Origin of the sequence: Mesorhizobium sp. B4-1-3 (assembly GCF_006439355.1) — a bacterium.
GTDB lineage: Bacteria > Pseudomonadota > Alphaproteobacteria > Rhizobiales > Rhizobiaceae > Mesorhizobium.
On sequence record NZ_VFTG01000019.1, the window covers coordinates 47,909 to 69,320 of the forward strand.

The window sequence follows — 21,412 nt, forward strand, 5'->3', positions numbered from 1 at the left end:
CATGCGTTTTCTATTCTACACCCATTCGGCGGTTTCGGACTGGAACCACGGCAACGCGCATTTCCAGCGCGGCATCATGCGCGAGCTTGCCGCGCGCGGCCATGAGGTGGTTGCGCTCGAGCCCATCGACGGCTGGAGCCGATCGAACCTGCTCGCCGAGCAAGGCCCCTTTGCCGTCGAGCGCTTCCGCAAGGATTTTCCGGAACTGAGGGTGGTGGCCTATGCCCCTGGCTTCGAGCACGAAGCCTGGCTGGCCGGCGCGGATGTCGTGATCGTCCACGAATGGACGGACAAGGATCTCGTCGCGCGCATCGGACAAGCGCGCGTGCTGAGCAATTTCACGCTACTGTTCCATGACACTCATCATCGTGCGGTATCGGCGACGCAGGCGATCGCTGCGCTTCAGCTCGAGCATTATGACGGGGTGCTGGTCTTCGGCGAAGTGCTGCGGGAGAGCTATCTTCGCGCCGGCTGGGGCAGACGGGTGTTCACCTGGCATGAGGCGGCGGACGACCGGCTGTTCAAGCCATGCCCGGAAATCGGCCCCGCCTTCGACCTCGTCTGGATCGGCAATTGGGGCGACGATGAACGCAGCGCCGAGATCGCCGAGTTCCTGATCGAGCCGGCGAGCACACTCCGGCTGTCGGGAACCGTACACGGGGTGCGCTATCCGGCCTATGCCAGCGCCGCGCTTGCAGAAGCTGGGCTGCGCTATGATGGCTGGATTGCCAATGCCGACGTGCCAAAAGCCTTCGCTCGTCATCGCGTCACCATGCACATCCCCCGCAGGCCTTACCGAGAGAGCCTGCCGGGCATTCCCACCATTCGCATGTTCGAAGCGTTGGCCTGCGGGATTCCGCTGGTCTCGGCGCCGTGGTCGGATGTCGAAGGGCTGTTCCGCGCCGGCACGGATTTCCTGTTCGCCCGGAACGGCGCCGAGATGCGAGGACACCTCCGCGATGTGCTGAACGATCGCCAGCGTGCAGAAGCACTGGCCGCATCCGGCCTGGAAACCATCCTGGCGCGACACACGTGCCGGCACCGCGCCGACGAGCTGTTCGACATCCTGGCCGCATGCGGCAATCGCGCGGCGGCCGAAATCAAGCCTGCAAGAGAGGCCGCGGCATGAAGATAGCCTTTTACGGATCGAGCCTTCTGTCATCCTACTGGAATGGCGCCGCCACCTACTACCGCGGCTTGCTCAAGGCACTGTCGCAGCGCGGCTATGACATCGTCTTCTATGAGCCCGACGTATACGATCGGCAAAAGCATCGCGATATCGAGGCGCCGGACTGGTGCAGCGTCGTCGTCTACGAGCCGACAGCGCATGCGCTGATGCAGGTCGCCTCGCGCGCCGCGCAGGCGGACGTCGTGGTCAAGGCAAGCGGCGTCGGCTTCGAAGACGATGCGCTGCTGCGCGCGGTTCTCGACAATGCCCGACCGGACGCGCTGACTGTCTTCTGGGATGTCGACGCGCCGGCGACCCTAAGCGAGTTGCGCAACGATGCCGAACACCCGTTGCATCAAGCGTTGAAGAGGATCGGCATCGTGCTGACCTATGGCGGCGGTGACCCGGTGGTCTGGGACTATCGGGCGCTCGGCGCGACGGAATGCGTGCCGATCTACAACGCGCTCGATCCGGAGACGCATCATCCGGTCGCCGCAGATCCGCGCTTTGCCTGCGACTTGGCTTTCCTCGGCAATCGGCTGCCCGACCGTGAGGCGCGTGTCGACACATTTTTCCTCGATCCAGCCCGCGGGCTCGGCGGCCAGCGCTTCCTGCTTGGTGGCTCCGGTTGGGGGGACAAGCCCTTGCCGGCAAACGTGTCGTGGCTCGGCCATGTCGGCACGCGCGATCACAATGCCTTCAACGTGACGGCGAAGGCGGTGCTCAACATCAGCCGCGACAGCATGGCGGCCAACGGCTTTTCGCCCGCAACCCGTGTCTTCGAAGCGGCGGGCGCGGGTGCATGCCTGATCACCGACGCCTGGCTCGGCGTCGAGATGTTTCTAACACCCGGCGAAGAGATCCTGGTCGCCCGGGACGGCGCCGATGTCGCAGAGATCATGCGCACGCTGACGCCGAAGCGGGCCAAAGCGGTCGGCGCGGCAGCGCTGCGGCGCGTTCTGGCCGAGCACACCTACACGCTGAGGGCTCAGCTGGTGAACGACATCTTCAAGGCGCATTTCGAGCGCCGGGCAATGGAGGCCGCGGAATGACGAAGCCGCTCGACATCGTTTTCCTCGGGCTTTCACTATCTTCGTCCTGGGGCAACGGCCATGCGACGACTTTCCGGGGACTGCTGCGCGCGCTCGGCGAGCTCGGCCATCGCGTCACATTCCTTGAACGCGACGTGCCCTGGTACGCGCATCACAGGGACCTGCGCGACCCTGATTTCTGCGACTTGCACTACTACGAGACGACCTCGGAGTTGCTCCGCAACCACCGGCAGGAGCTGCAGCGGGCCGACGCAGTGGTGATAGGCTCCTTCGTGCCGGAAGGCAGGGCGATCATCGACGATCTTGCTTCGCTGTGCACGGGACAGTTCTGCTTTTACGACATCGACACGCCAGTGACGCTGGCGCGGGTTGCCGAGGGCGATTGCGACTATCTCGCCCTCAGGCAGATCCCCTATTTCGACGTCTATTTCTCCTTCACTGGCGGCCCGACCTTGGAGCGGCTGAAATCCGAGTTCGGCGCCCGCCGAACGGAGCCGCTCTACTGCTCCGTCGATCCGAAACGACACCATCGTGCCAGGCACGCGATCGAATGGGACCTTGGGTATCTTGGCACCTACAGCGCGGACCGGCAGCCCGCCCTCGACGCGCTGCTGCTGGAGCCTGCGCGGCGCCTACCGGACCGCCGCTTCGTCGTTGCCGGCTCGCAATATCCGTCCGACATCGCCTGGCCGGAGAACGTCGAGCGGATCGAGCACCTGCCGCCCTCCGAGCATGCCGCGTTCTACAGCCGCCAGCGTTACACGCTGAATCTTACCCGGGCATCGATGATTGCCGCAGGATGGTCGCCCAGCGTGAGGCTCTTCGAGGCCGCCGCCTGCGGCACGCCGATCATCAGCGACCGGTGGCCCGGGCTCGATGATTTCTTCCCGGCGCCGGCGATCGAGACGGCGGCAAGCACCGCAGATGTCGAGGATATCCTAAACGCCAAATCCGAGCGGGAAAGGCTCGACATGGCCAGGGCGGCGCGGGAGGCGGTGCTTTCAAGACATACCGCCCTGGCGCGGGCGCGTGAATTCGTTTCGGCGCTGACGCCGTCCGTTGGAACGCGTCCGGCGATCGATCTGGACGTCGAAAGTGCAGCATGAGTGACAGACAGGAGACCATCGAGATGCGGCGATCAAAAAGGGCTGAAAAAACACAGACGGCGCTTGTTGCCGGCGGTGCCGGTTTCCTCGGTTCGCATTTGTGCGAGGCGCTGCTGCATGACGGCTATCGTGTGATCTGCGTCGACAATTTCCTTACTGGCAGAATGGAGAACATCGGCTCGCTGGTTGGCCTGGCGCGCTTTCGGCTGATCGAGCAGGATGTTTGCACGCCGCTGGAACTCGGTGAACCTGTCGATCGCGTTTTCAATCTGGCCTGCGCGGCATCGCCCCCTCGTTATCAGGCCGACCCGATCCACACGACGCGCACCTGTGTCATCGGGACCCTAAATCTTCTCGAGCTCGCCGCCAGCAACGGTGCCCGCTTCCTGCAGGCATCGACCAGCGAAGTCTATGGCGATCCGGAACAGCATCCGCAGCGCGAGGACTATGTCGGCCACGTCAACTGCACGGGACCGCGAGCCTGTTACGACGAGGGCAAGCGCGCCGCCGAAACGCTCTGCTTCGATTATCTGCGAGCCGCGATGGCCGATATTCGCGTGGCCCGCATCTTCAACACATATGGGCCCAGGATGGACCCTGCCGACGGCCGCATCGTCTCGAACCTGGTCATGCAAGCGATCGAAAAGCGGCCGCTGACGATATTCGGGGACGGCCGACAGACCCGCTCCTTCTGCTATGTCACTGATCTGGTCGAGGGACTGCGCCGCCTGATGGATGTCGATCCAAATCCGCGCGAACCGGTCAATCTCGGCAATCCTGGAGAGTTTTCGATCCTCGAGCTGGCAAGATTGGTGCGCGAACTGACCGGCACCAGATCGCCCGTGAAGTACCTGCCGTTGCCGCAGGACGACCCGCGCCGCCGGCGCCCCGACATAAGCCGCGCAAAGGCGCTCCTCGGCTGGTCGCCCCAGGTGCCTCTAAGGCAAGGCCTGCTGCAGACGATCGTCTACTTTTCAAATATGGACGACTTGGCGACCGAGCCCGTGGTTGCGATCGACAGAGCAGGCGGAGGAAAGCTGCAGGACCTGCAGCTCTGAAGCAGCGGCATCTTTTTCACCGGGGCGGAACAACCAGCAGACATCGCGGTTGGGCATGACAACCGCGTTGGAGGAAGAGCTGTGCAGTCGAAGCGATCAGTCAAGGACATCGAGCAGATGGCGGCGGCGGAAACGGCCGCATTCTTGCGAAGAGCTTCCATTACCTATCTCGAGTGCTGCGTCAGCCTGATGATGACGCATCTGCGACGCGAGGAAGTGGCAAACATCCTGGAGCAGGAAGCCGACATGCTGCGCAGGCTGGACTGATCAAGTCTTCAAGCGCTCGGTGAAACGCGAAAGCCTGATCTGGTAACGGTCAGCGGCGCGAATGGCCTTCACCCGATCACGGCCCTCTGCAGACTGTTCGGCCATCGTCCACAGGCCAAGCTGCAACGCGAGATAGCAGGGCTCCATGTGATCGACCAGGGAACGATCGACGGCACGCGACATTTCTGTCTCGATGCCTTTGATGAGCCGCGCAAGCTCGGCTTCGCAAAGCTCATATTCAACCCTCGCGCCTGCAATGTCCCACGCTATGTCCTGACAGCCGACGATGTCGTGCGAGCGGCAGTGGTCGACGGCATCCGTCTTGAGCACGGTCCCGTCCTGGCGAACCAGAAATTCCCATGGATGAAGGCGCCCGTCGATCTCGATCCTCCCCAGCCCGGTCTGTGACGGGTTGCGGGCGAACCAACCCGCCAATACTTTGGCCCGACCTTCTCCCAAAGCTTCCCTGCAGTTTTGTACGGCCATGTCGACAAGCTTTTCCAGCGAGGCGCCGGCCTCGTCGGTCGGCAGCTTGGCGGCGCGCCAGCCGAGATAGCGCCCGAGCCAGTCGATCAGCACATCTCTGGGCAGCCCTGCCCGGTCCAGCCTGCCGGCATCGATCCAGCGCTCGACCAGGAAACCGTGACAGACACCGGCAGGCTGAGCGCCAAAGCCCGCTTCGTGGAGTGCCTTGGCCGTACGCAGCTTGCGCTGGCCGGCCTCGCCGAAACCTGCGAACTTGACCAGCCAGCGCTCGCCGCCGACCGAAGCGATGAATTTGCGCCGCTCGAATGCCGGGAATATCGGGGGCCAAGCGCCGGTCGGTACTGAAAGAACTTCGCGCCATGCGCCGCCTGAAATTTCATGAAGCTCAACATCAGCCTTGCCGAGCAAATGTCCTATCCAGTCCCGCAGCCCGGGGCCGACCGCGCCATCAAAGACGTCTTCGAAATCCGCGACATGACTTTGGCACTGCGACAAGGCAGCGACAGTTTCGGCAGCAGCTTGCGCGCCCGGGCCGCCGCGGTGGCTCGGGAACAGATGAATGCGCTCATGGTCGATGCCGTGCCGCCCAAGCCAGGCAATGACAGCATGAAAGGAACTGCCGGAGAGACCCGGACCTTCATCGACGATGGCAAATTCGGACTGCGGTCTGTCGAGCCAAGAACCCAGGAGTTCGGGCGCGGCGCTTATGTGCCGGGAAAACGGATGGCCGATCGGTCGCAGGCTGATAGGCGGCGGCGCATGTAGGGCGGCGGCCACCATCGCCGCGAGGCCGAGACCGATGCTGCGGATTCCGATGACGCATGTGTTTGCGCCGAGGCCCGACCCCAGCGCCGCAAGCAGATAGGTTTCCGGGTAGAGGGCGTACAGCGCATAGCCTTCAGCCGGTCCGGTGGTTATTGCGCTGCCGCAGTCGATGCCGGCAAGCTTTGCAAGCAGCGACGCATCAAGCACTCCGCTTCGAGCAAATCCTTGTTGCCAGGACCGCAGCACTTCCTGCGACAACTCGACGAGAATTTCCGACCCGAGCTTCTGTCTCGACGAACTGCTGTCGACGCCTGTTATGTCGAATTCCGCATCGGCGAGGCCCTGCAGAAGTTCGGAGGCGGTGACGAATAGATCGACCACAGCGGCGTGACGTTCGAGGCCGGCAGGCAGATCGCCGATAGCTCCAGCCGCGGCCAAGACAGCCTTCCGGAGCTGTTTTGCGCTACGCGTTCGCTTGTGGTCGCCGAAGACGATCATACGGCTCCTGCCTAGCTGTCTGGCCGCCAACGCGAAGCGGCGCCTGTTTGATCCGCAATCAGGCTCACCAATTTTTCGCGGCGCGAAGGAACATTCGAGGCCACTCCCGGTTCGGCGGCGAGGAACTTACCTCCAACTTAAAAGAGGCAGTGGTTTCGTGACACCGAAGAAAGTTCGTATCGGCATTGTCGGCGTAGGCAACTGCGCATCATCCCTTGTGCAAGGTCTCTCCTACTATCGCCACGCCAATGGCAACGAGCCGATCCCCGGACTGATGCATGCCGATCTCGGCGGCTACCATGTCGATGATATCGAGGTGGTCTGCGCCTTCGATGTTGCGAAAAACAAGGTTGGGCGCGATGTGGCGGAAGCGATCTACACCGCGCCAAACAACACCTTCCGTTTCGCCGATGTCGCTCCGATCGGGGTGCGCGTTGAGCGCGGCCCGACGCTGGACGGAATCGGCAAGTATCTGCGCGATGAGATCGAAGAGTCGGGTGAACCGGTCACAGACGTAATCGCACGGCTCAAGGAAAGCGGGACCGAGGTGCTCATATGCTACCTTCCGGTCGGCTCCGAAGAGGCTGCGCACTTTTATGCCGAATGCGCACTGGACGCCGGCTGCGCCTTCGTCAATTGCATTCCTGTATTCATTGCTTCACGACCGGAATGGCGTCAGCGCTTCGAGGCCCGCGGCCTTCCCCTGGTCGGCGACGACATCAAGAGCCAGGTCGGTGCAACCATCGTGCACCGGCTGCTCGCCAATCTCTTCCGCGAGCGCGGCGTGCGCATCGACCGCACCTATCAGCTCAACTTCGGCGGCAACACCGACTTCCTCAACATGCTCGAGCGCGAGCGGCTGGAATCGAAGAAGATCTCGAAGACGCAGTCCGTCACCAGCCAGATCGACGTCCCGCTTGAGGCCGGCAACATCCATGTCGGACCCAGCGACCATGTCCCGTGGCTGACCGATCGCAAATGGGCCTATATCCGGGTCGAGGGCACCACCTTCGGCGGCGTGCCGCTCAATGCCGAGCTCAAGCTGGAGGTTTGGGATTCGCCCAACTCGGCAGGCGTCGTCATCGACGCTGTCCGCTGCGCGAAGCTCGCTCTCGACCGCCGCATCGCCGGCGCGCTCACGGGTCCTAGCAGCTACTTCATGAAGTCGCCGCCAGAGCAGTTCACCGACGCGGAAGCGCGCCTGCGCACGCTCGCCTTCATCGCCGGCAATGATGAGCCGATGCTGGACGCCGCCGAATGACCACCACGTTCTTTCTCATCCGCCATGCGGCGCATGATCATGTTGGCTCGTACCTGGCCGGGCGGCTTGAAGGCGTTCGCCTCGGTGAAGCCGGCCAGGCGCAGGCGCTGCATCTCGCGCGACGGATGGCGCGAGAGCCGCTCTCAGCGATCTTCAGCAGTCCGCGCGAGCGCACGCTCGAAACGGCGAAGCCGATCGCGATCGCTTGCGAGGTTGAGAAGATCGCGATCTGCAAGGAACTCGACGAGATCGACTTCGGCGAGTGGTCCGGCAAGACCTTCGAAGAACTGAACGGCGACGCAAGCTGGCGACTTTGGAACGACCAGCGCCAGAGCGCCCGCACGCCGAGCGGCGAGACTATGCTTGATGTCCAGCACAGGATGATCGGCCTGATGGACGCGCTGCGCGAGAATGGACAGGGTCAGTGCATCGCACTTATCAGCCATGCCGATGTGATCAAGGCGGCTGTCTGCGCGGTCCTTGGCCTGCAGCTCGGCGATTGCTTTCGCTTCGACATCGAGCCGGCCTCCATCACAACGGTCGTCCACGGCGACTGGGGCTCCAAGCTGATTCGTTTGAATGAAATCGCCTGACGGGAGCGGTAACCGATGCGCATGGTCATTTTCGGCCTCACCGTCACATCCTCATGGGGCAACGGGCATGCCACGCTCTGGCGTGGACTGATTGGCGCGCTGGCGCCGCTTGGCTGGTCGATCAGCTTCTTCGAACGCGATACGCACTACTATGCCGGCGCCAGGGACATCGACCGGCTGAACGGCGGCGATGTCGTTCTCTACCCGGCATGGGAGGATATCCGCCAAGAGGCCGAGACCGCGATACGGCAGGCCGACGTCGTCATCGTCACCTCCTATTGTCCAGACGCTGTCGAGGCCTCGCGGCTCGCCAACGATACCTGTCGCGGGCTGAAAGTGTTCTATGACCTCGATACACCGGTGACGCTGGCGAGCATCGAGCGAGGTGATTATCCAGCCTATTTCGAGCCGGACTGCTTGAGCGATTTCGACTTGATCCTGAGCTATACCGGAGGGCCGGCGATCGATGCGCTGAGGACCATCCTAGGCGTGCGCCATGTCCTGCCGCTCTACGGCCATGTCGACCCCGACCGGCACCGGCCGGCGCAGCCAAGGTCCGAATTCGCCGGCGACCTGTCCTATCTCGGCACCTATGCCGAGGACCGGCAGACAGCCGTGGAAACACTGCTTGTCGCTGCCGCCGCGCGGCTTCCAAACCGCCGTTTCATCATCGGCGGGGCGCAGTACCCGCAGGACTTCCCATGGAGCAGCAATATCTTTTTCGTCAGGCACCTGCCGCCCGCCGATCACCCTGCCTTCTTTTCCTCCTCGCGCCTCACGCTGAACGTCACCCGCGAGGCGATGGCGCGAAAGGGTTGGTGCCCGTCAGGCCGTCTGTTCGAGGCAGCCGCCTGCGGCGCCGCAATCATCTCCGACGACTGGGCCGGCCTCGACAGCTTCTTCACGCCGGGCAGCGATATCCTTCTGGCGCACAGCACCGGCGATGTCGTTGCCGCGCTTGGCCTGTCCGACAATGAGATCGCGACGCTCGGCCGCCGCGCCAGGGAGCGCGTCCTCGACGAGCACACATCCGCGCATCGTGCCGCCGAACTCGACCGAATCCTGAACGACGCTTTCGCGTCCAAGGCGAGAGGAACAATGGAGGAAGTCGTCTGATGTTGGGCATCGTGCCGGCCGCCGGTCGCGGCAGCCGCATTCAGCCGCTGGGCTTTTCCAAGGAGTTGCTGCCGGTCGGCAGCCGGCTCGACGGGCAGACCGAGCGCCCATGCGCGGTGAGCGAATATCTGGTACGGCGGATGGTGCGCAATGGCGTCGACCGCATCTGCTTCATCATCGGCTCCGGCAAGTCGGACATCCTCGAATATTACGCCGCCGGCTATGGCGACGCCGCAGCAATCTTCGTGGCGCAACCGTCTCCGGTTGGACTTTGCGACGCGATCTTCCGCGCGGCACCGCTTGTGACGCCGGACGAAACGGTCCTGATCGGCCTGCCCGACACGATCTGGTTTCCTGAAGACGGCTTCTGCCATCTGGCCGACGACCGGCTGTCCTTCCTGATGTTTCCGGTCGAACGCCCGGAACTGTTCGACGCCGTCGTCCTCGATGGCAACGGCCGGGTCGAGCAGATCCAGGTCAAGCAAGCGGACGCCGCGACAAACTGGGTCTGGGGCGCCTTCAAGATGCCAGGCCGCATCTTCCATCAACTGGCGGCACTGTGGCGCCAGCGCGATGGTTCTGACGAGTATTTCGGCACGTTGGTCAACGCCTATCTCGCCGGCGGAGGCGAGGCCTACGGTGTCAAGGCCGGGACCGCCTATGTCGATGTCGGTACTTTCAACGGCTACCGCACCGCGCTCAGGCTGCTCGAAAGCAATGATGCCGTCGATGATCTGACCCTGACGATATTTGCATCGCAGGACCGTTCGGCAGTGCCAACCGTTCCAGGCGAAGGAGCTTAGCCATGCTGCACTCCAGCACGGAAATACGTCGCCGCATCGACGCATTGGGGCCGTGGTTTCACAATATGGAACTGGCGGGCGTGGAGACTGCTCCCGATCATTTCCTCGGCAACTACCCGCTGATCAAATGGCGCAAATTCGCGGATGCCATTCCGACTGATCTCTCGGGCAAGTCGGTGCTCGATATCGGCTGCAACGCAGGCTTCTACTCGATCGAAATGAAGAAACGTGGCGCCGATCGCGTGCTCGGAATCGACTTCGACGAAGCCTATCTCGCCCAGGCGCGCTTCGCCGCCGAGATCGCCGACTGCGACATCGAGTTCCGTGAATTGTCGGTCTACGACGTCGCATCGCTTGGCGAGCGCTTCGACATCGTGCTGTTCATGGGCGTGCTTTACCACCTGCGCCACCCGCTGCTGGCGCTAGACCTGATCCGCGCGCATGTCGCGAGCGACCTGATGATCTTCCAGTCGATGCAGCGCGGCAGCGGCAAGGTCCTGCCACTTGAGCAGAACTACCATTTCTGGACACGCGACCTCTTCGATCAGCCCGAATTTCCGAAACTGCACTTCATCGAGCATCGCTATGCGGACGACCCCACCAACTGGTGGATTCCGAACCGCGCCTGCACCGAAGCGATGCTGCGCAGTGCCGGTTTCGACATCCTGCTCCACCCGGAAGACGAGGTCTATTTCTGTCGCGCGTCTGGTGAACCGACCGGCAGCGCCGCCGTCTATCCTTCGAAAGGAGAGACCAATGATTGAAGCCGCCATGATCTGGAACGAGCCCAACAACAAATCGCACTGGGACCCGGAGCTCGACCCGGACTGGAGCCGTTTTGCCACAATGGCGACCCTGGCGGCCGATGCAATCGGCCGGGAGAACCCGGCCGTCACAAAGGTGCTGGGCGGCATTTCGCCGATCGACGCAGGCTTCATGACGCGCATGAAGGAGTTCGGCGTGCTCGACGGTGTGGACGCCGTCGCCGTGCATGGCTTCCCGCTCGATTGGAACCTTTGGCAGATTCATGAGTGGCCGCAGAAGCTTGGCGAGATCGCCGCCGTCACCGATCTGCCGATCTGGGTCAGCGAAGTCGGCGTCTCGACCTTCGGCGCTGAGGAGATCCAGCTCTGGGGCCTGCGCCGCACGGCCGAATTGCTGCTCCCAATCGCGCCGCGGGTTCAATGGTACAGCCTCTATGACCTGCCACGTTCGTGGGAGGCGACGACGCGCCATCGGGAAGCGGAAGGTTCGTCCTATTACAGGCATTTCTACATGGGCCTGCTTCGCGAGGACGGCACGCCAAAGCCGGCGCTCGAGGAGTTCGTTCGCCACACTCCGCAAATGGGCCTGGTCCAGTGGTTCCATTACGAGGACCATCGGTTGGACGATGCTGTTGCCTGGATGAAACGTCTGGGCGTTACGCACCTGCGCACCGGCCTGTCCTGGGCCGACAGTTTTCGGCCGAATGCGCTGGACTGGTTCGACCGCCAGATGGAAGCGCTCGCCGACTTCAACGTCACCGTCACCTTCTGCTTCACGCCGGAGCACCGCGGTCTGCAGCCTCATCACACCAGCCCGCCCCAGATCCCCGAGGAGTTCGCCGAGTTCTGCGCAGCGATGATCCGACGCCATGCTCCCGCGATCGGCGACGAAATGGCAGCACCGCAACGTGTGTCGGCGGCATGGTGAGGCCCGGCTCGACCAGCGATGACACTGACAGTCCTCAACGTCGCCTACCCCCTCGCGCCCGTCGGGCCGGATGCGGTCGGCGGCGCCGAGCAGGTGCTGTCGGCGCTGGATCGGGCGCTCGTTGACAAAGGCCACCGTTCGATTGTCGTCGCCTGCCAAGGGTCAAGCACGGCAGGCGTCCTGGTGGAAACACGAGCCGAAACGGGTGTGCTCGACGAGGCGGCGAAGAAGCGTGCCCATAAGGCGCATCGTGACGCGATAGCAGGCGCCCGGGCGCGCTGGCCGATCGACGTCGTTCACCTCCACGGGATCGATTTCGATGCCTATCTGCCTGACGACGGTCCTACCCTGGTGACACTGCACCTGCCACTCGGCTGGTACCCGCCCGAGGTGCTTGCCCCGTCGCGCGAGGACCTGTGGCTGCACGCGGTCTCGCAGGCGCAGCACCGGACGGCGCCGGCAAGGTCGAGACTTGCGAAGCCCATTCCAAACGGCGTCGATATCGCTGCACTGAACCAGCCTCGGTCGCGGCGCAATTTCGCGCTGGTGCTCAGCCGCATCTGTCCGGAGAAGGGCGTCCATTTCGCGATCGAGGCAGCTAAGCGCGCGGGCGTCTCCCTGGCAATCGCCGGCCAAGTCTATCCTTATGAGACCCATCTGCGCTATTTCGCCGATGAGGTCCGTCCTCGGCTCGATCGGCAGCGGCGTTTTCTTGGGCCACTCGGGTTTTGCGCCAAGCGGCGCTTGCTCAACGCGGCCCGCTGCCTGGTCATTCCCAGCCTTGCCCCCGAGACAAGCTCGCTTGTTGCGATGGAGGCGCTTGCCTGCGGCACGCCGGTCGTCGCGTTCCCGAACGGCGCCCTTCCCGATGTCGTCCAGCATGGCAGGACCGGATTCCTGGTCAATGACGTCGAGGAAATGGCGAAGGCCATCGTCGCTTCCGGAGCCTTGGATCACGAGGCATGCCGGGCCGAGGCGCGCCGCCGCTTCTCGCTTGAGCGCATGATCACATCCTACATGGATGCTTACGAAGCGCTGGCGAAGCTTGGCACCCGTCGCGCCTTGCTGGGAATCGCCTGATGGGCGGTCTGCGCACCGAGATCATCCGTGATGCGAGGGCGTTCATGGATCTGGAGCCGCATTGGTGGCAGCTCTGGCGACAGAGCATCTCGGCCACGCCGTTCCAGTCTCCCGCCTGGCTCATTCCCTGGTGGCAGACATTCGCGCCCGGCGACCTTGCGGCCATTGCAGTGTGGAACGGAGACGCCCTTGCCGGCCTGGCACCGCTCTATGTCGAAAGGCATGATCGCGGTCAGCGCCTGCTTCCCATCGGGATTTCGCTGAGCGACTACCTCGACATCCTGTGCGTGCCGGAGCTGGAGGCGAAGGCTGGCGCCGCCATTGCCGACGCGGTGCTCTCGCTTAAATGGTCGCAATGGATCCTGCCTGACCTCTCGGCCGATGCCTTATCGATGTGCCTCGAATTGCCGAATACCGAAGAAAGCCGAGCGATGGCGCACGCCGCCTGTCCCGTGCTCCTGCTCGACGGCGATCGAACTCTGGCCCGTTCGGTTCCGGCGAGACGAAGACGCCAGTTGCGCCGCGCCGAGCGAGCCGCCCGGCGAAGAGGCGCCGTTGTGGTCAGCCGCAACGAGTCCGATCCGCAGATGTTTCTCGACAGGCTGGTCCGACTGCATGGCGCACGCTGGGTCGGTCATGGCGGGGGCGTGCTGTCCGACATGGCTGTGGAATTTCACCGTAGGGCCCTGCCGCGGCTTGCCGATAGCGGCCTGGCACGATGCCTGACCATCCAGATCGGCGATGCCGTCGTCGGCGCCTATTACGGATTTCATCATCGCAATCGGGCCTATGCTTATCTCGGCGGTTTCGATCCGGCCTATGCCGACGAAAGCCCCGGCGCGATTCTGATCGGCCATGCCATAGCGGGAGCCGCCAACGAAGGCGCGCGCGAGTTCGATTTCCTGCGTGGCCGAGAAAGCTACAAATACGGCTGGGGCGCAAAGGACCGCTGGACGGCGCAGAAGGTCTGGACCCGGAGCACGCCGCAGTGAACATGGCGAGGCAAACCGGCGCGATCGCCAGACGCCTGCTACAGGATTGCATGGCCGACGGCCTCTCCGTCGACAACGCGCTGGCCAGATTGGCTGTCTATATCGATAAGAGGACCAGCGCGGCGCAATTGGCGGATATCGCCTTGGACATGCGCCCGAGCCAGGCTCCCGAGCGATGCTGGCTGGAACACATGGCCACGAGACTTCGGGACAAGCCCTCCGCCTTCGACGACGTCCGCAGGACCGCTGCCTGCGTGTCGCATGACCGTGGCAACGGCGAAACGGCCGCCATGGCCGTCGAGCGGCTGGCCGGCAGCTTCGATCGAGCGGCGGCCATCTCCCCGGCAGCCAGCGTGCAACTGTCGTCGCTGGGCGACGAGGACAGGCTTTCGGCCACGACCGGCGAGATTGCCTTGTGGCTGGAACGGCAAGGCATACTCGGCGCCCGCAAGCACATACTGGACATCGGCTGCGGCATCGGACGCCTCGAACATGCGCTAGGCGCCATGGCGGGATGTATCGTCGGCATCGATATCTCGCCCAGGATGATCGCCATCGCGCGTCGGCGATGCGCCGGCGTCGCCAACGTGAAATTCCGCCTGACCTCGGGCCTGGATCTCGGTGACTTCGCCGATCAAAGCTTCGACGACGTGCTGGCTCTCGACAGTTTTCCCTACCTAGTGCTTGCCGGTGTTGCCGAGCGGCATTTCGGCGAGATCGCGCGCGTGCTGCGGCCAGGAGGAATGGCGGCAGTCCTCAACTATTCCTATCGGACGTCGGACATCGACTCGCGCGATATCAACCGTCTTGCCCGTGCATATCGCATGGAAGTCTTGGTCGACGGCGAAATGCCTTTCGGCAGTTGGGACGGCACGGCCTTCCTTATCCGCCGTGGCGGCGGAACATAATGCGCGAGCGGCAGTTCGGTCGCCGAACAGTTTCACGCAGGCAGACCAGGGAGAAGAACAATGGCGACCGGCGGTAAGAAGCATATGGGCCGCGGCAGCCAGGGCAAGAGCTCCGGAACCGGAGCGAAGACGACGCTCGCAAAGGACATGGTCGGCGAGAACGACGTCCTGTCCAACCGGGACAAGAAGCAGCACACGGAGCAACGCGGTCTGGACGGCAACCGGGTAAAGTCCGATCAGTACCAGGACCACGCAGCGAACCGTCTCCCGAAGGATTGAGCGCATGCTCGCGGATCGCCTTTTGCCACGACATCCGAAGATAGCGATCGGAGACCTTACAGCTTGCAGCGAGCTGCCTTGCAAAGGACGGTCGAGTATGCCTCAGTGAAATTTGAAGGGGCCTCTATTGTATAAGAGAATGCGATGTCTCGCAGGAGCCAGCGCGATCTGTGCGCCCAGGCAATCCAGAGCTTGGACCAGGAGATCGCATCCCTGTTGACCGCCATCGAGCGGGAGAAGGTCCCTGACCGGCTGACCAGGCTTGCACTCGAACTGCAGAATGCGCTGATCGAAAAGCGCAAAGGCGATATGACGGCTGAGCGCGGCTGAAGACGTCGCCGGCAAGGGTGCTGCATTCCTCCGAGACCGGGCCGAAGGGCATTGGCAGTGCCGGCGGCCGCCGTACCAGCATGATCAGTAGAACAATACCATAAGCGAATCGTTGTAGCCGGTTCGGAGTCATCCCGATGGCGCAGGCGGTTGGTCGCAGAGACGGGCGTCAACGGAATGCAGGCTTGAACGTGTTTTTCTGCTCGGCCTGAATTGGGCCTGGTTGAGAAGAGAGGCGAAGCCCCTGCAAGCAGCCAAGCACCGGTAGGCCGGCTGGTGCGTTTCACCGTCTCACGCCGAAATGCCTATCTATTTGTTTTTACGCAATTCCGGACAGAAAACCGCTCACACTTTTTCCTGGGTTGCTCTAGCGTCTAGCGCCTTCGGTATCCCAGTGGTCGTCCGAAAGTTGACGTCGTCGCTCGATCAGCGCCTGCGGCGAGCTTTCCCCGAGGAATTCCAGAACACCGGCACGGGCACGATTGAGACGGCTTTTTACGGTGCCGACGGCGCAACCGCATATCTCAGCAGTTTCTTCGTAGCTTACGCCCAGCACGCCGATCAGCACCAGAACCTCACGCTGATGGGACGGCAGTTTCTGGATGGCTTGATGCACTTCCTTGCTTTGGACGGACCAATCCTGCGACGGCTCCGAAATCGGCCGGCTGGAGGCGCAGTCAAGCAGCCCAGGAGCCTCCCTGGCCGCGGCTTTGATGCGCGTATAATGCGTGTTGCGCATGATCGTGAAGAGCCAGGACTTCAGGCGCGTGCCCGGCTCGAACTTGTCCAGGTTGGCAAGCCCCTTGGTCAATGTCTCCTGCACGAGATCGTCGGCGTCGTCGGGCACCCGACAGAACGTTCGCGCAAAAGCCCGCAAGGCAGGAATAAGATCGACGACGGAGATCTCACCGGGGTCAGGGTTCGACAAATTATGCTCTCTGGGTAACAATTTTCCGGGCCCAGCAAACAGGAGTGGATGAGATGCAGACTAGGGAAAATGCCTGAGAGAAAGGAACGTTCCTGTTTCCATCGCTCGGCCGAAACTTTTGACCAAGGGTTCATCGATGGGAGCGGCAACATTCAATGGGCCGCTTCGATCCTCGGTTCTTCGATATACCAAGGCATGGAAATGATCACGATATCCGATCCGCCGAACTCGAGCAGTTTGGCGTGCAGTCGGCGGGCGCGATGGGTATGCAGGATGTACTGCCACCAATTGGGCGGCACGACCTCGGGGAGCAGCACCGCAATGGTGCGGCCACCGAACTCCTCTCGCAGCACCGCGATCTCCTTCAGCAATGGCTCGTACATCAGCCGGTAGTCGGCATTGAGGAGAACCAGGCGGGGCGGGCGCAGGCCAGCCGCCTTCGCCGGCGCTTCCACATCCTTCGACCACCTCCCACGAATTGCGCGCTCTTCGTCGCTCTCTCCACCCGACAGGCGCGCCACATGGACGGCAATGACATCTTTCGACAACTGAAAGGCAAAGCTGAGCGCCTTGTCCGCCATCCTGTTCCATTGCTGGGTCACGACAAGAACGACAGGCGGCTGGGTGTTGCCGAGATTGAGCTTTCCGGGCTCGCGCAGACCGGCCTCGAGATGGTCGTAATAGCGCCGCACCAGCCGCAGGAGGACAACCACCAGCGGAATGACGATCACCGTTATCCAGGCTCCTTCCCTGAATTTGGCGATGACGATTACGACGAGCGCCAGGGCGGTGATGGCGCCGCCGAGCGCATTGATCGCCAGATGCATACGATTGCCTGCGCGCTTCGGGCCCTTCTCCGTCCGCAGCGCCCTCACCCAATGCAGCACCATGCCGGTCTGCGACAGCGTGAAGGTCAGAAAGGCGCCGATGGCGAAAAGCGGGATCAGATGGTCGGTGATGCCGCCAAACACCACCAGCAGCAGCCCCGTCGTCAAACCGAGGTAGAGTATGCCGACAGAGAAAACCAGCCGGCGGCCGACCATTGCGAAGGGCCTGGGAAGATACCCATCTTCAGCCACCATGCGGCAAAGGCGGGGAAAGTCGACGAAGCTGGTGTTGGCCGAAAGCGCCAGCACGCAGAGCAGGCTGCCGACGGCGACGTAATAGAAAATACCGTCGCCAACCACGGCATGCGCAAGCTGCGAAAGAACGCTCTGATAGCCGTCCTTCTCCTGGTCCATCGCGCCGATGCGATAGCGTGCCGACAGGAAGGCAATACCGCCGAGCAGGAGCCCCAGGATCAGGCAGATCGCCGCCAATGTGCGGCGGCCGTGCCTGACGGGCGGATCCTTGAAGGCGGTCATGCCGTTGCTGACCGCCTCGACGCCGGTCATCGCCGTGCAGCCGCTGGCGAAGGCGTGCATCAAGAGCAGCAGGCTCACGCTGCCGGTCGGCTGCGGTAGCGGCGGCGGCGGAATCGCCGGCGACGGCTGACCGCCCGATACACTCGCCTTCCAGACGCCTATCGCAAGGATCGCCAGAAAGCTCGCCACAAAGAGATAGGTGGGCAACGCAAACAGCCGCCCGGCATCCAGCGTGCCGCGCAGGTTAACGATCATCACCATAAGCAGGATACCAAGGCAAAGCCACAGCGTGTAGGAGTGCAGCGAGGGCAGCGCCGAAACCAGTGCGCCGACTCCTGCGGAGATGCCGACGGCAACGTTAAGCACGTAGTCGACCATCAGCGCAGAGGCGGCGAGCAGGCTGGCGTTACGGCCAAGGTTTTCGCGCGAAACGATGTAGGCGCCGCCATTGCTGGGATAGGCCGCAATGGTCTGGCGGTAAGAAAGATAAAGGACGGCGAGCAGGCCGACTATGGCGCCCATGATCGGGCCGATATAGCCGAGGCCGGCCGCGCCGAGCGGGATCAGGATGGTGAGTGCAGCTTCCGGACCGTAGGCCGAGGAACCCAGCCCATCGAGGCCCATGGCCGGCACGCCTTCGAAAACGCCGATCTTGCGCTCCGACTGTTCCTGATTGGCCAGCCGGCGGCCAAGAATCCATCCAAGTATCGACATGTCACGATCCCGAGAAACGTCTCCCGAAGAGTGCGGAGAGAAGAATGTTCCTCGATGATTCGAGCGCGCGGATGGAGGTGCTTGGCACTTCGGCGGAGAAACCGAGTATCGGTTCGCCTCAACGACTCCCTCGCGACCGAAACAGTCCAAGTCGCCTTAACGCGCAAAACGACTCGTGAACCGAAGCGATCCACAGAAATACGACGGATTGGCCGTCAACAGCCTGGAAACAAAGCGGTTTCTCACGCTTGGATTCCGCCTCTGGGCAGCAACTTTTTCAAGCACTTAGTACAGGCTGCCGCCCATCCAGATCGGATTGTGATACGGTCAGGGCATCGCTGCGGCTCAGCGACACTGCCGCATCGAAGGGATCGGTAAAGCTGTTGAAGCGGACCGAGGAATAAGAGAGCTGAGCCTGCGGCGTCAGCGTCCACTTCCCTGCAGCGCGACCTTCTGGCCGGCTTCGATGCTCAGCGCGTCTTCGAGGCGAGTTCCAAGCGTCGCAAGAGAGCACACGCTCCCTTGTCACCCGCTACGGGGTGAACCCCAAGACGGTTGCCAAGTGGCGCGAACGGACCACGACGGCCGACGCGCCGATGGACCCAACGTGCCTAGGAGCACGGTACTGACGCCGGCAGAGGAAGCGATGGTAGTGGCCTTCCGCCAGAAGATGCTCCTGCCTCTGGACGATGTGCTGGGTTGCTTGAGGGAACGATCCCTAACTTTAGCCGCAGCGCCTTGCACCGCTGCCTTCAGCGCCAAGGCATCTCACGGCTGCCGGTTGAGATGGTCAAGGAGCAGCGCAAGCCGTTCAAGACCTACGAGATCGGCGCGGCGTAGGCGCGGAGCCTAGCCGCTCACACGCTTCGCTAGATCACCGCTTCCTCCAGGAACGGCTCGTTGCGCGAGATCCTTTCATAGCAGAACGGCGACAGGTCGAGCGTCTGGAAGGCGCCGTGGACGATGAGTTCGGACACCGCCCGACCGACCGCCGGCGATTGCTGCAGGCCGTGGCCCGAGAAGCCGTTGGCGAACATGAAGTTCCTCACTTGCGGGTGGAAGCCGACGATGCCGTTGTGGTCGAGCATGTTGTACTCGTAGTGGCCGGTCCAGCTGGTCTGGACCTTCAGCGCGTCGAAGGCCGGGATGCGATGCCAGAGCGCCGGCCAGATATAATCGTCGAACTCCTCGAAATGCATCTCGAAGTCGTCGTAGTCGGCAGGCCCATCGCCCCGCGGCGTGTTGCCGGTGAGGAAGAGCTCGCCTTCGGGGCGTACGAATGTGCCGGAAAGATCGATGACGTTAGGCATCCGTCCAAGGATCGGATTGGCGCTGGCAAAGACGAAACTGTAGCGCTTGTAGGGCGCGACCGGAATGGACAGTCCGGCCATTGCCGCGACCTGCTGCGCGCGCGGACCCGCCGCGTTGACCAGCGTTCCGCAGGCGACCGCCTCGCCGGTCGCGAGCCGTGCCGAGACGACCCGCCCGTCAACGACATCCAATCCCGTCACGGCGTTGTCGATATACTCGACCCCGCTGGCACGGGCGGCGCGACGGAACCCGTTGAGCAGGCCCATGGAATCGAACCAACCCTCTTCGCGGGAACCCCAGGAGCCGCCGCCGAGATCCTCGACGTTGAGCCAGGGGAAGCGCTCCTTCAGCGCGCCCGGCTCGAGGAAGATGGTGTGGGCGCCGAGGCTGCGCTGCAACTGGACCCGCTCCTTGGCGGCGTCCACCCCCTCGGGCGAGCAGCAATAGAGATATCCGTGTTCCTTGAATCCGAGATTGGGGGCCGTCTCATTCGGGTAGAACGGCGCCATCCGCTCCTGGAAGGTTCGGATGATCTCGATGCCGAACTGGCTGATCTTCACATTGATCGGATTGGAATATTGCTGGCGGATAGCGCTGGTGGAGAGCGCCGTCGAGGAAAATTCGTACCTCGAGTCGCGTTCGACAACGAGGATCGAGGCGTCATTGCCAAGCGCCTGGCTCAGCCAGTAGGCCGTCGACGAACCGACGACCGCGCCGCCGACTATGACGATATCATAGGCATTGCGCGACGGGGCCTTGTAAGGGGGGATCGCCACTTCTGTACTCCGCTCTACTGGTTGAACGATGCGATCAGGGCATCCGAGCCCCGCGCCAACAGGCCGAGGTCGGAGCCGACCGCCACCATCGTGAAGCCATCGGCGAGATAGCGGTCGGCATCGGCTTTCACCGGAGCCAGGATGCCGCTGGCCTTGCCTGCCGATGCGGCGGCTTTGCGAACGGACGCAACCGCCTGCTGCACATGCGAGGCGCCGGGATTGCCCATCGCGCCCATATTCGTGGAAAGGTCGCCTGGCCCGACGAAGAGAACGTCGACACCTTCCACGGCGGCGATTTCTGCCGCATTGGCGACGCCGGCCTCGTCCTCGATCTGCACGGCGAGAAGCTGCTGCTCACGCGCCTTGGCATGATAGCCGGCGATGCGGCCGAAGGCGTTGGCGCGGTGACCGACCGAGAAGCCGCGGAAGCCTCCGGGGGCGTAGGTCATGGCGGCAACGATCGCGCGCGCCTGCTCGGCCGTGCGCACATTCGGGATCATCAAGCTGCGCGCGCCGACATCCAGGGCCTGCTTCGTGAGATTCGCATCGTCCGACGGCAGCCGCACCACCGCCTCGCAAGGGAATGCGGCCGCGACCTGCAGCTGCGCCATGATGCTGCGCAGATCGTTAGGGCTGTGCTCGCCGTCGATCAGCAACCAGCCCGCTCCGGAGCCTGCCACCACCTCGGTGGTGAGCGCCGAGGCCAGCGAACACCAGATGCCGATATGAGCCCGGCCGGCCTGAACCGCCGCCTTCAGCGAATTGACGCGCTCCTGCATTTTGCGATTGGCCTCCAGCGAAAAGAAGACGCATTGAAATTTGTATGATGTCCTATATCATACGTCAAACTTGAGCTGCAAGGCGC

General features: G+C 63.0%; 21 protein-coding genes and 1 pseudogene. 16 read left to right on the plus strand and 6 right to left on the minus strand.

Features of this window, described 5'->3' with window-relative positions:
• Position 1 precedes the first annotated feature (1 nt).
• From FJW06_RS21525 to FJW06_RS21545, 5 genes are all read left to right on the plus strand, one after another.
• Entirely contained in the window at positions 2 to 1,129 is a 1,128-nt protein-coding gene (locus FJW06_RS21525) for a glycosyltransferase (RefSeq protein WP_140754243.1), read from the plus strand.
• The gene (locus tag FJW06_RS21530; protein WP_140754245.1) at positions 1,126 to 2,220 is read left to right on the plus strand and encodes a glycosyltransferase; all 1,095 of its coding nucleotides are present in this window, start codon (positions 1,126 to 1,128) and stop codon (positions 2,218 to 2,220) included. The genes FJW06_RS21525 and FJW06_RS21530 overlap by 4 nt, the downstream gene beginning before the upstream one ends.
• Complete coding sequence (locus FJW06_RS21535; RefSeq protein ID WP_140754247.1) at positions 2,217 to 3,326, plus strand: glycosyltransferase; 1,110 nt, start codon at positions 2,217 to 2,219, stop codon at positions 3,324 to 3,326. The genes FJW06_RS21530 and FJW06_RS21535 overlap by 4 nt, the downstream gene beginning before the upstream one ends.
• Before the next feature lie 23 nt (positions 3,327 to 3,349).
• On the plus strand, positions 3,350 to 4,384 hold the full coding sequence (locus FJW06_RS21540) for a UDP-glucuronic acid decarboxylase family protein (RefSeq protein WP_140754368.1): 1,035 nt from the start codon (positions 3,350 to 3,352) through the stop codon (positions 4,382 to 4,384).
• Positions 4,385 to 4,465: 81 nt separating this feature from the next.
• Entirely contained in the window at positions 4,466 to 4,651 is a 186-nt protein-coding gene (locus FJW06_RS21545) for a hypothetical protein (RefSeq protein WP_140754249.1), read from the plus strand.
• Here FJW06_RS21545 and FJW06_RS21550 read toward each other — a convergent pair whose 3' ends face one another.
• Entirely contained in the window at positions 4,652 to 6,400 is a 1,749-nt protein-coding gene (locus tag FJW06_RS21550) for a hypothetical protein (RefSeq protein ID WP_140754251.1), read from the minus strand.
• 157 nt (positions 6,401 to 6,557) lie between these two features.
• Between FJW06_RS21550 and FJW06_RS21555 the strand changes: the two genes are divergently transcribed.
• From FJW06_RS21555 to FJW06_RS21600, 10 genes are read left to right on the plus strand one after another with little or no spacing between them, the layout of a single operon-like run.
• A complete protein-coding gene (locus FJW06_RS21555) occupies positions 6,558 to 7,661 on the plus strand; it encodes an inositol-3-phosphate synthase (protein ID WP_140754370.1) in 1,104 nt (367 codons plus the stop codon).
• A complete protein-coding gene (locus FJW06_RS21560; RefSeq protein ID WP_140754253.1) occupies positions 7,658 to 8,254 on the plus strand; it encodes a histidine phosphatase family protein in 597 nt (198 codons plus the stop codon). Before FJW06_RS21555 ends, FJW06_RS21560 begins: the two co-directional genes overlap by 4 nt.
• Before the next feature lie 15 nt (positions 8,255 to 8,269).
• On the plus strand, positions 8,270 to 9,370 hold the full coding sequence (locus tag FJW06_RS21565) for a glycosyltransferase (RefSeq protein ID WP_140754255.1): 1,101 nt from the start codon (positions 8,270 to 8,272) through the stop codon (positions 9,368 to 9,370).
• Positions 9,370 to 10,173 carry a sugar phosphate nucleotidyltransferase gene (locus tag FJW06_RS21570; protein ID WP_140754257.1) on the plus strand — a complete coding sequence of 268 codons (804 nt, stop codon included), beginning with the start codon at positions 9,370 to 9,372 and terminating at the stop codon, positions 10,171 to 10,173. The genes FJW06_RS21565 and FJW06_RS21570 overlap by 1 nt, the downstream gene beginning before the upstream one ends.
• A gap of 2 nt (positions 10,174 to 10,175) precedes the next feature.
• Positions 10,176 to 10,937, plus strand: a complete 762-nt coding sequence (locus FJW06_RS21575; protein WP_140754259.1) for a TIGR04290 family methyltransferase — start codon at positions 10,176 to 10,178, stop codon at positions 10,935 to 10,937.
• Entirely contained in the window at positions 10,930 to 11,865 is a 936-nt protein-coding gene (locus FJW06_RS21580; RefSeq protein ID WP_140754261.1) for a beta-xylosidase, read from the plus strand. The genes FJW06_RS21575 and FJW06_RS21580 overlap by 8 nt, the downstream gene beginning before the upstream one ends.
• An 18-nt stretch (positions 11,866 to 11,883) precedes the next feature.
• A complete protein-coding gene (locus FJW06_RS21585; protein ID WP_140754263.1) occupies positions 11,884 to 12,945 on the plus strand; it encodes a glycosyltransferase in 1,062 nt (353 codons plus the stop codon).
• Entirely contained in the window at positions 12,945 to 13,937 is a 993-nt protein-coding gene (locus FJW06_RS21590) for a GNAT family N-acetyltransferase (protein WP_140754265.1), read from the plus strand. The genes FJW06_RS21585 and FJW06_RS21590 overlap by 1 nt, the downstream gene beginning before the upstream one ends.
• Before the next feature lie 2 nt (positions 13,938 to 13,939).
• A complete protein-coding gene (locus tag FJW06_RS21595) occupies positions 13,940 to 14,845 on the plus strand; it encodes a class I SAM-dependent methyltransferase (protein ID WP_140754267.1) in 906 nt (301 codons plus the stop codon).
• Positions 14,846 to 14,905: 60 nt separating this feature from the next.
• The gene (locus FJW06_RS21600) at positions 14,906 to 15,124 is read left to right on the plus strand and encodes a hypothetical protein (RefSeq protein ID WP_140754269.1); all 219 of its coding nucleotides are present in this window, start codon (positions 14,906 to 14,908) and stop codon (positions 15,122 to 15,124) included.
• Between the two features lie 697 nt (positions 15,125 to 15,821).
• On the opposite strand, the gene FJW06_RS21610 is transcribed toward FJW06_RS21600, so the two are convergent.
• From FJW06_RS21610 to FJW06_RS21620, 3 genes are all read right to left on the minus strand, one after another.
• The gene (locus tag FJW06_RS21610) at positions 15,822 to 16,382 is read right to left on the minus strand and encodes a sigma-70 family RNA polymerase sigma factor (RefSeq protein WP_140754271.1); all 561 of its coding nucleotides are present in this window, start codon (positions 16,380 to 16,382) and stop codon (positions 15,822 to 15,824) included.
• Positions 16,383 to 16,534: 152 nt separating this feature from the next.
• Positions 16,535 to 18,460, minus strand: a complete 1,926-nt coding sequence (locus FJW06_RS21615) for an APC family permease (protein WP_140754273.1) — start codon at positions 18,458 to 18,460, stop codon at positions 16,535 to 16,537.
• Positions 18,461 to 18,737: 277 nt separating this feature from the next.
• The gene (locus FJW06_RS21620) at positions 18,738 to 18,989 is read right to left on the minus strand and encodes an autotransporter outer membrane beta-barrel domain-containing protein (RefSeq protein ID WP_348644067.1); all 252 of its coding nucleotides are present in this window, start codon (positions 18,987 to 18,989) and stop codon (positions 18,738 to 18,740) included.
• Between FJW06_RS21620 and FJW06_RS30690 the strand changes: the two are divergent.
• Positions 18,955 to 19,291, plus strand: a pseudogene (locus tag FJW06_RS30690) (IS481 family transposase); the annotation flags it as partial. The gene FJW06_RS21620 and the pseudogene FJW06_RS30690 overlap by 35 nt on opposite strands.
• A gap of 38 nt (positions 19,292 to 19,329) precedes the next feature.
• Here the strand turns inward: FJW06_RS30690 and FJW06_RS21625 are convergent.
• Entirely contained in the window at positions 19,330 to 20,547 is a 1,218-nt protein-coding gene (locus FJW06_RS21625; protein WP_140754274.1) for an FAD-dependent oxidoreductase, read from the minus strand.
• Positions 20,548 to 20,561: 14 nt separating this feature from the next.
• On the minus strand, positions 20,562 to 21,326 hold the full coding sequence (locus FJW06_RS21630) for an aldolase/citrate lyase family protein (protein WP_140754276.1): 765 nt from the start codon (positions 21,324 to 21,326) through the stop codon (positions 20,562 to 20,564).
• Between the last annotated feature and the right edge of the window lie 86 nt (positions 21,327 to 21,412).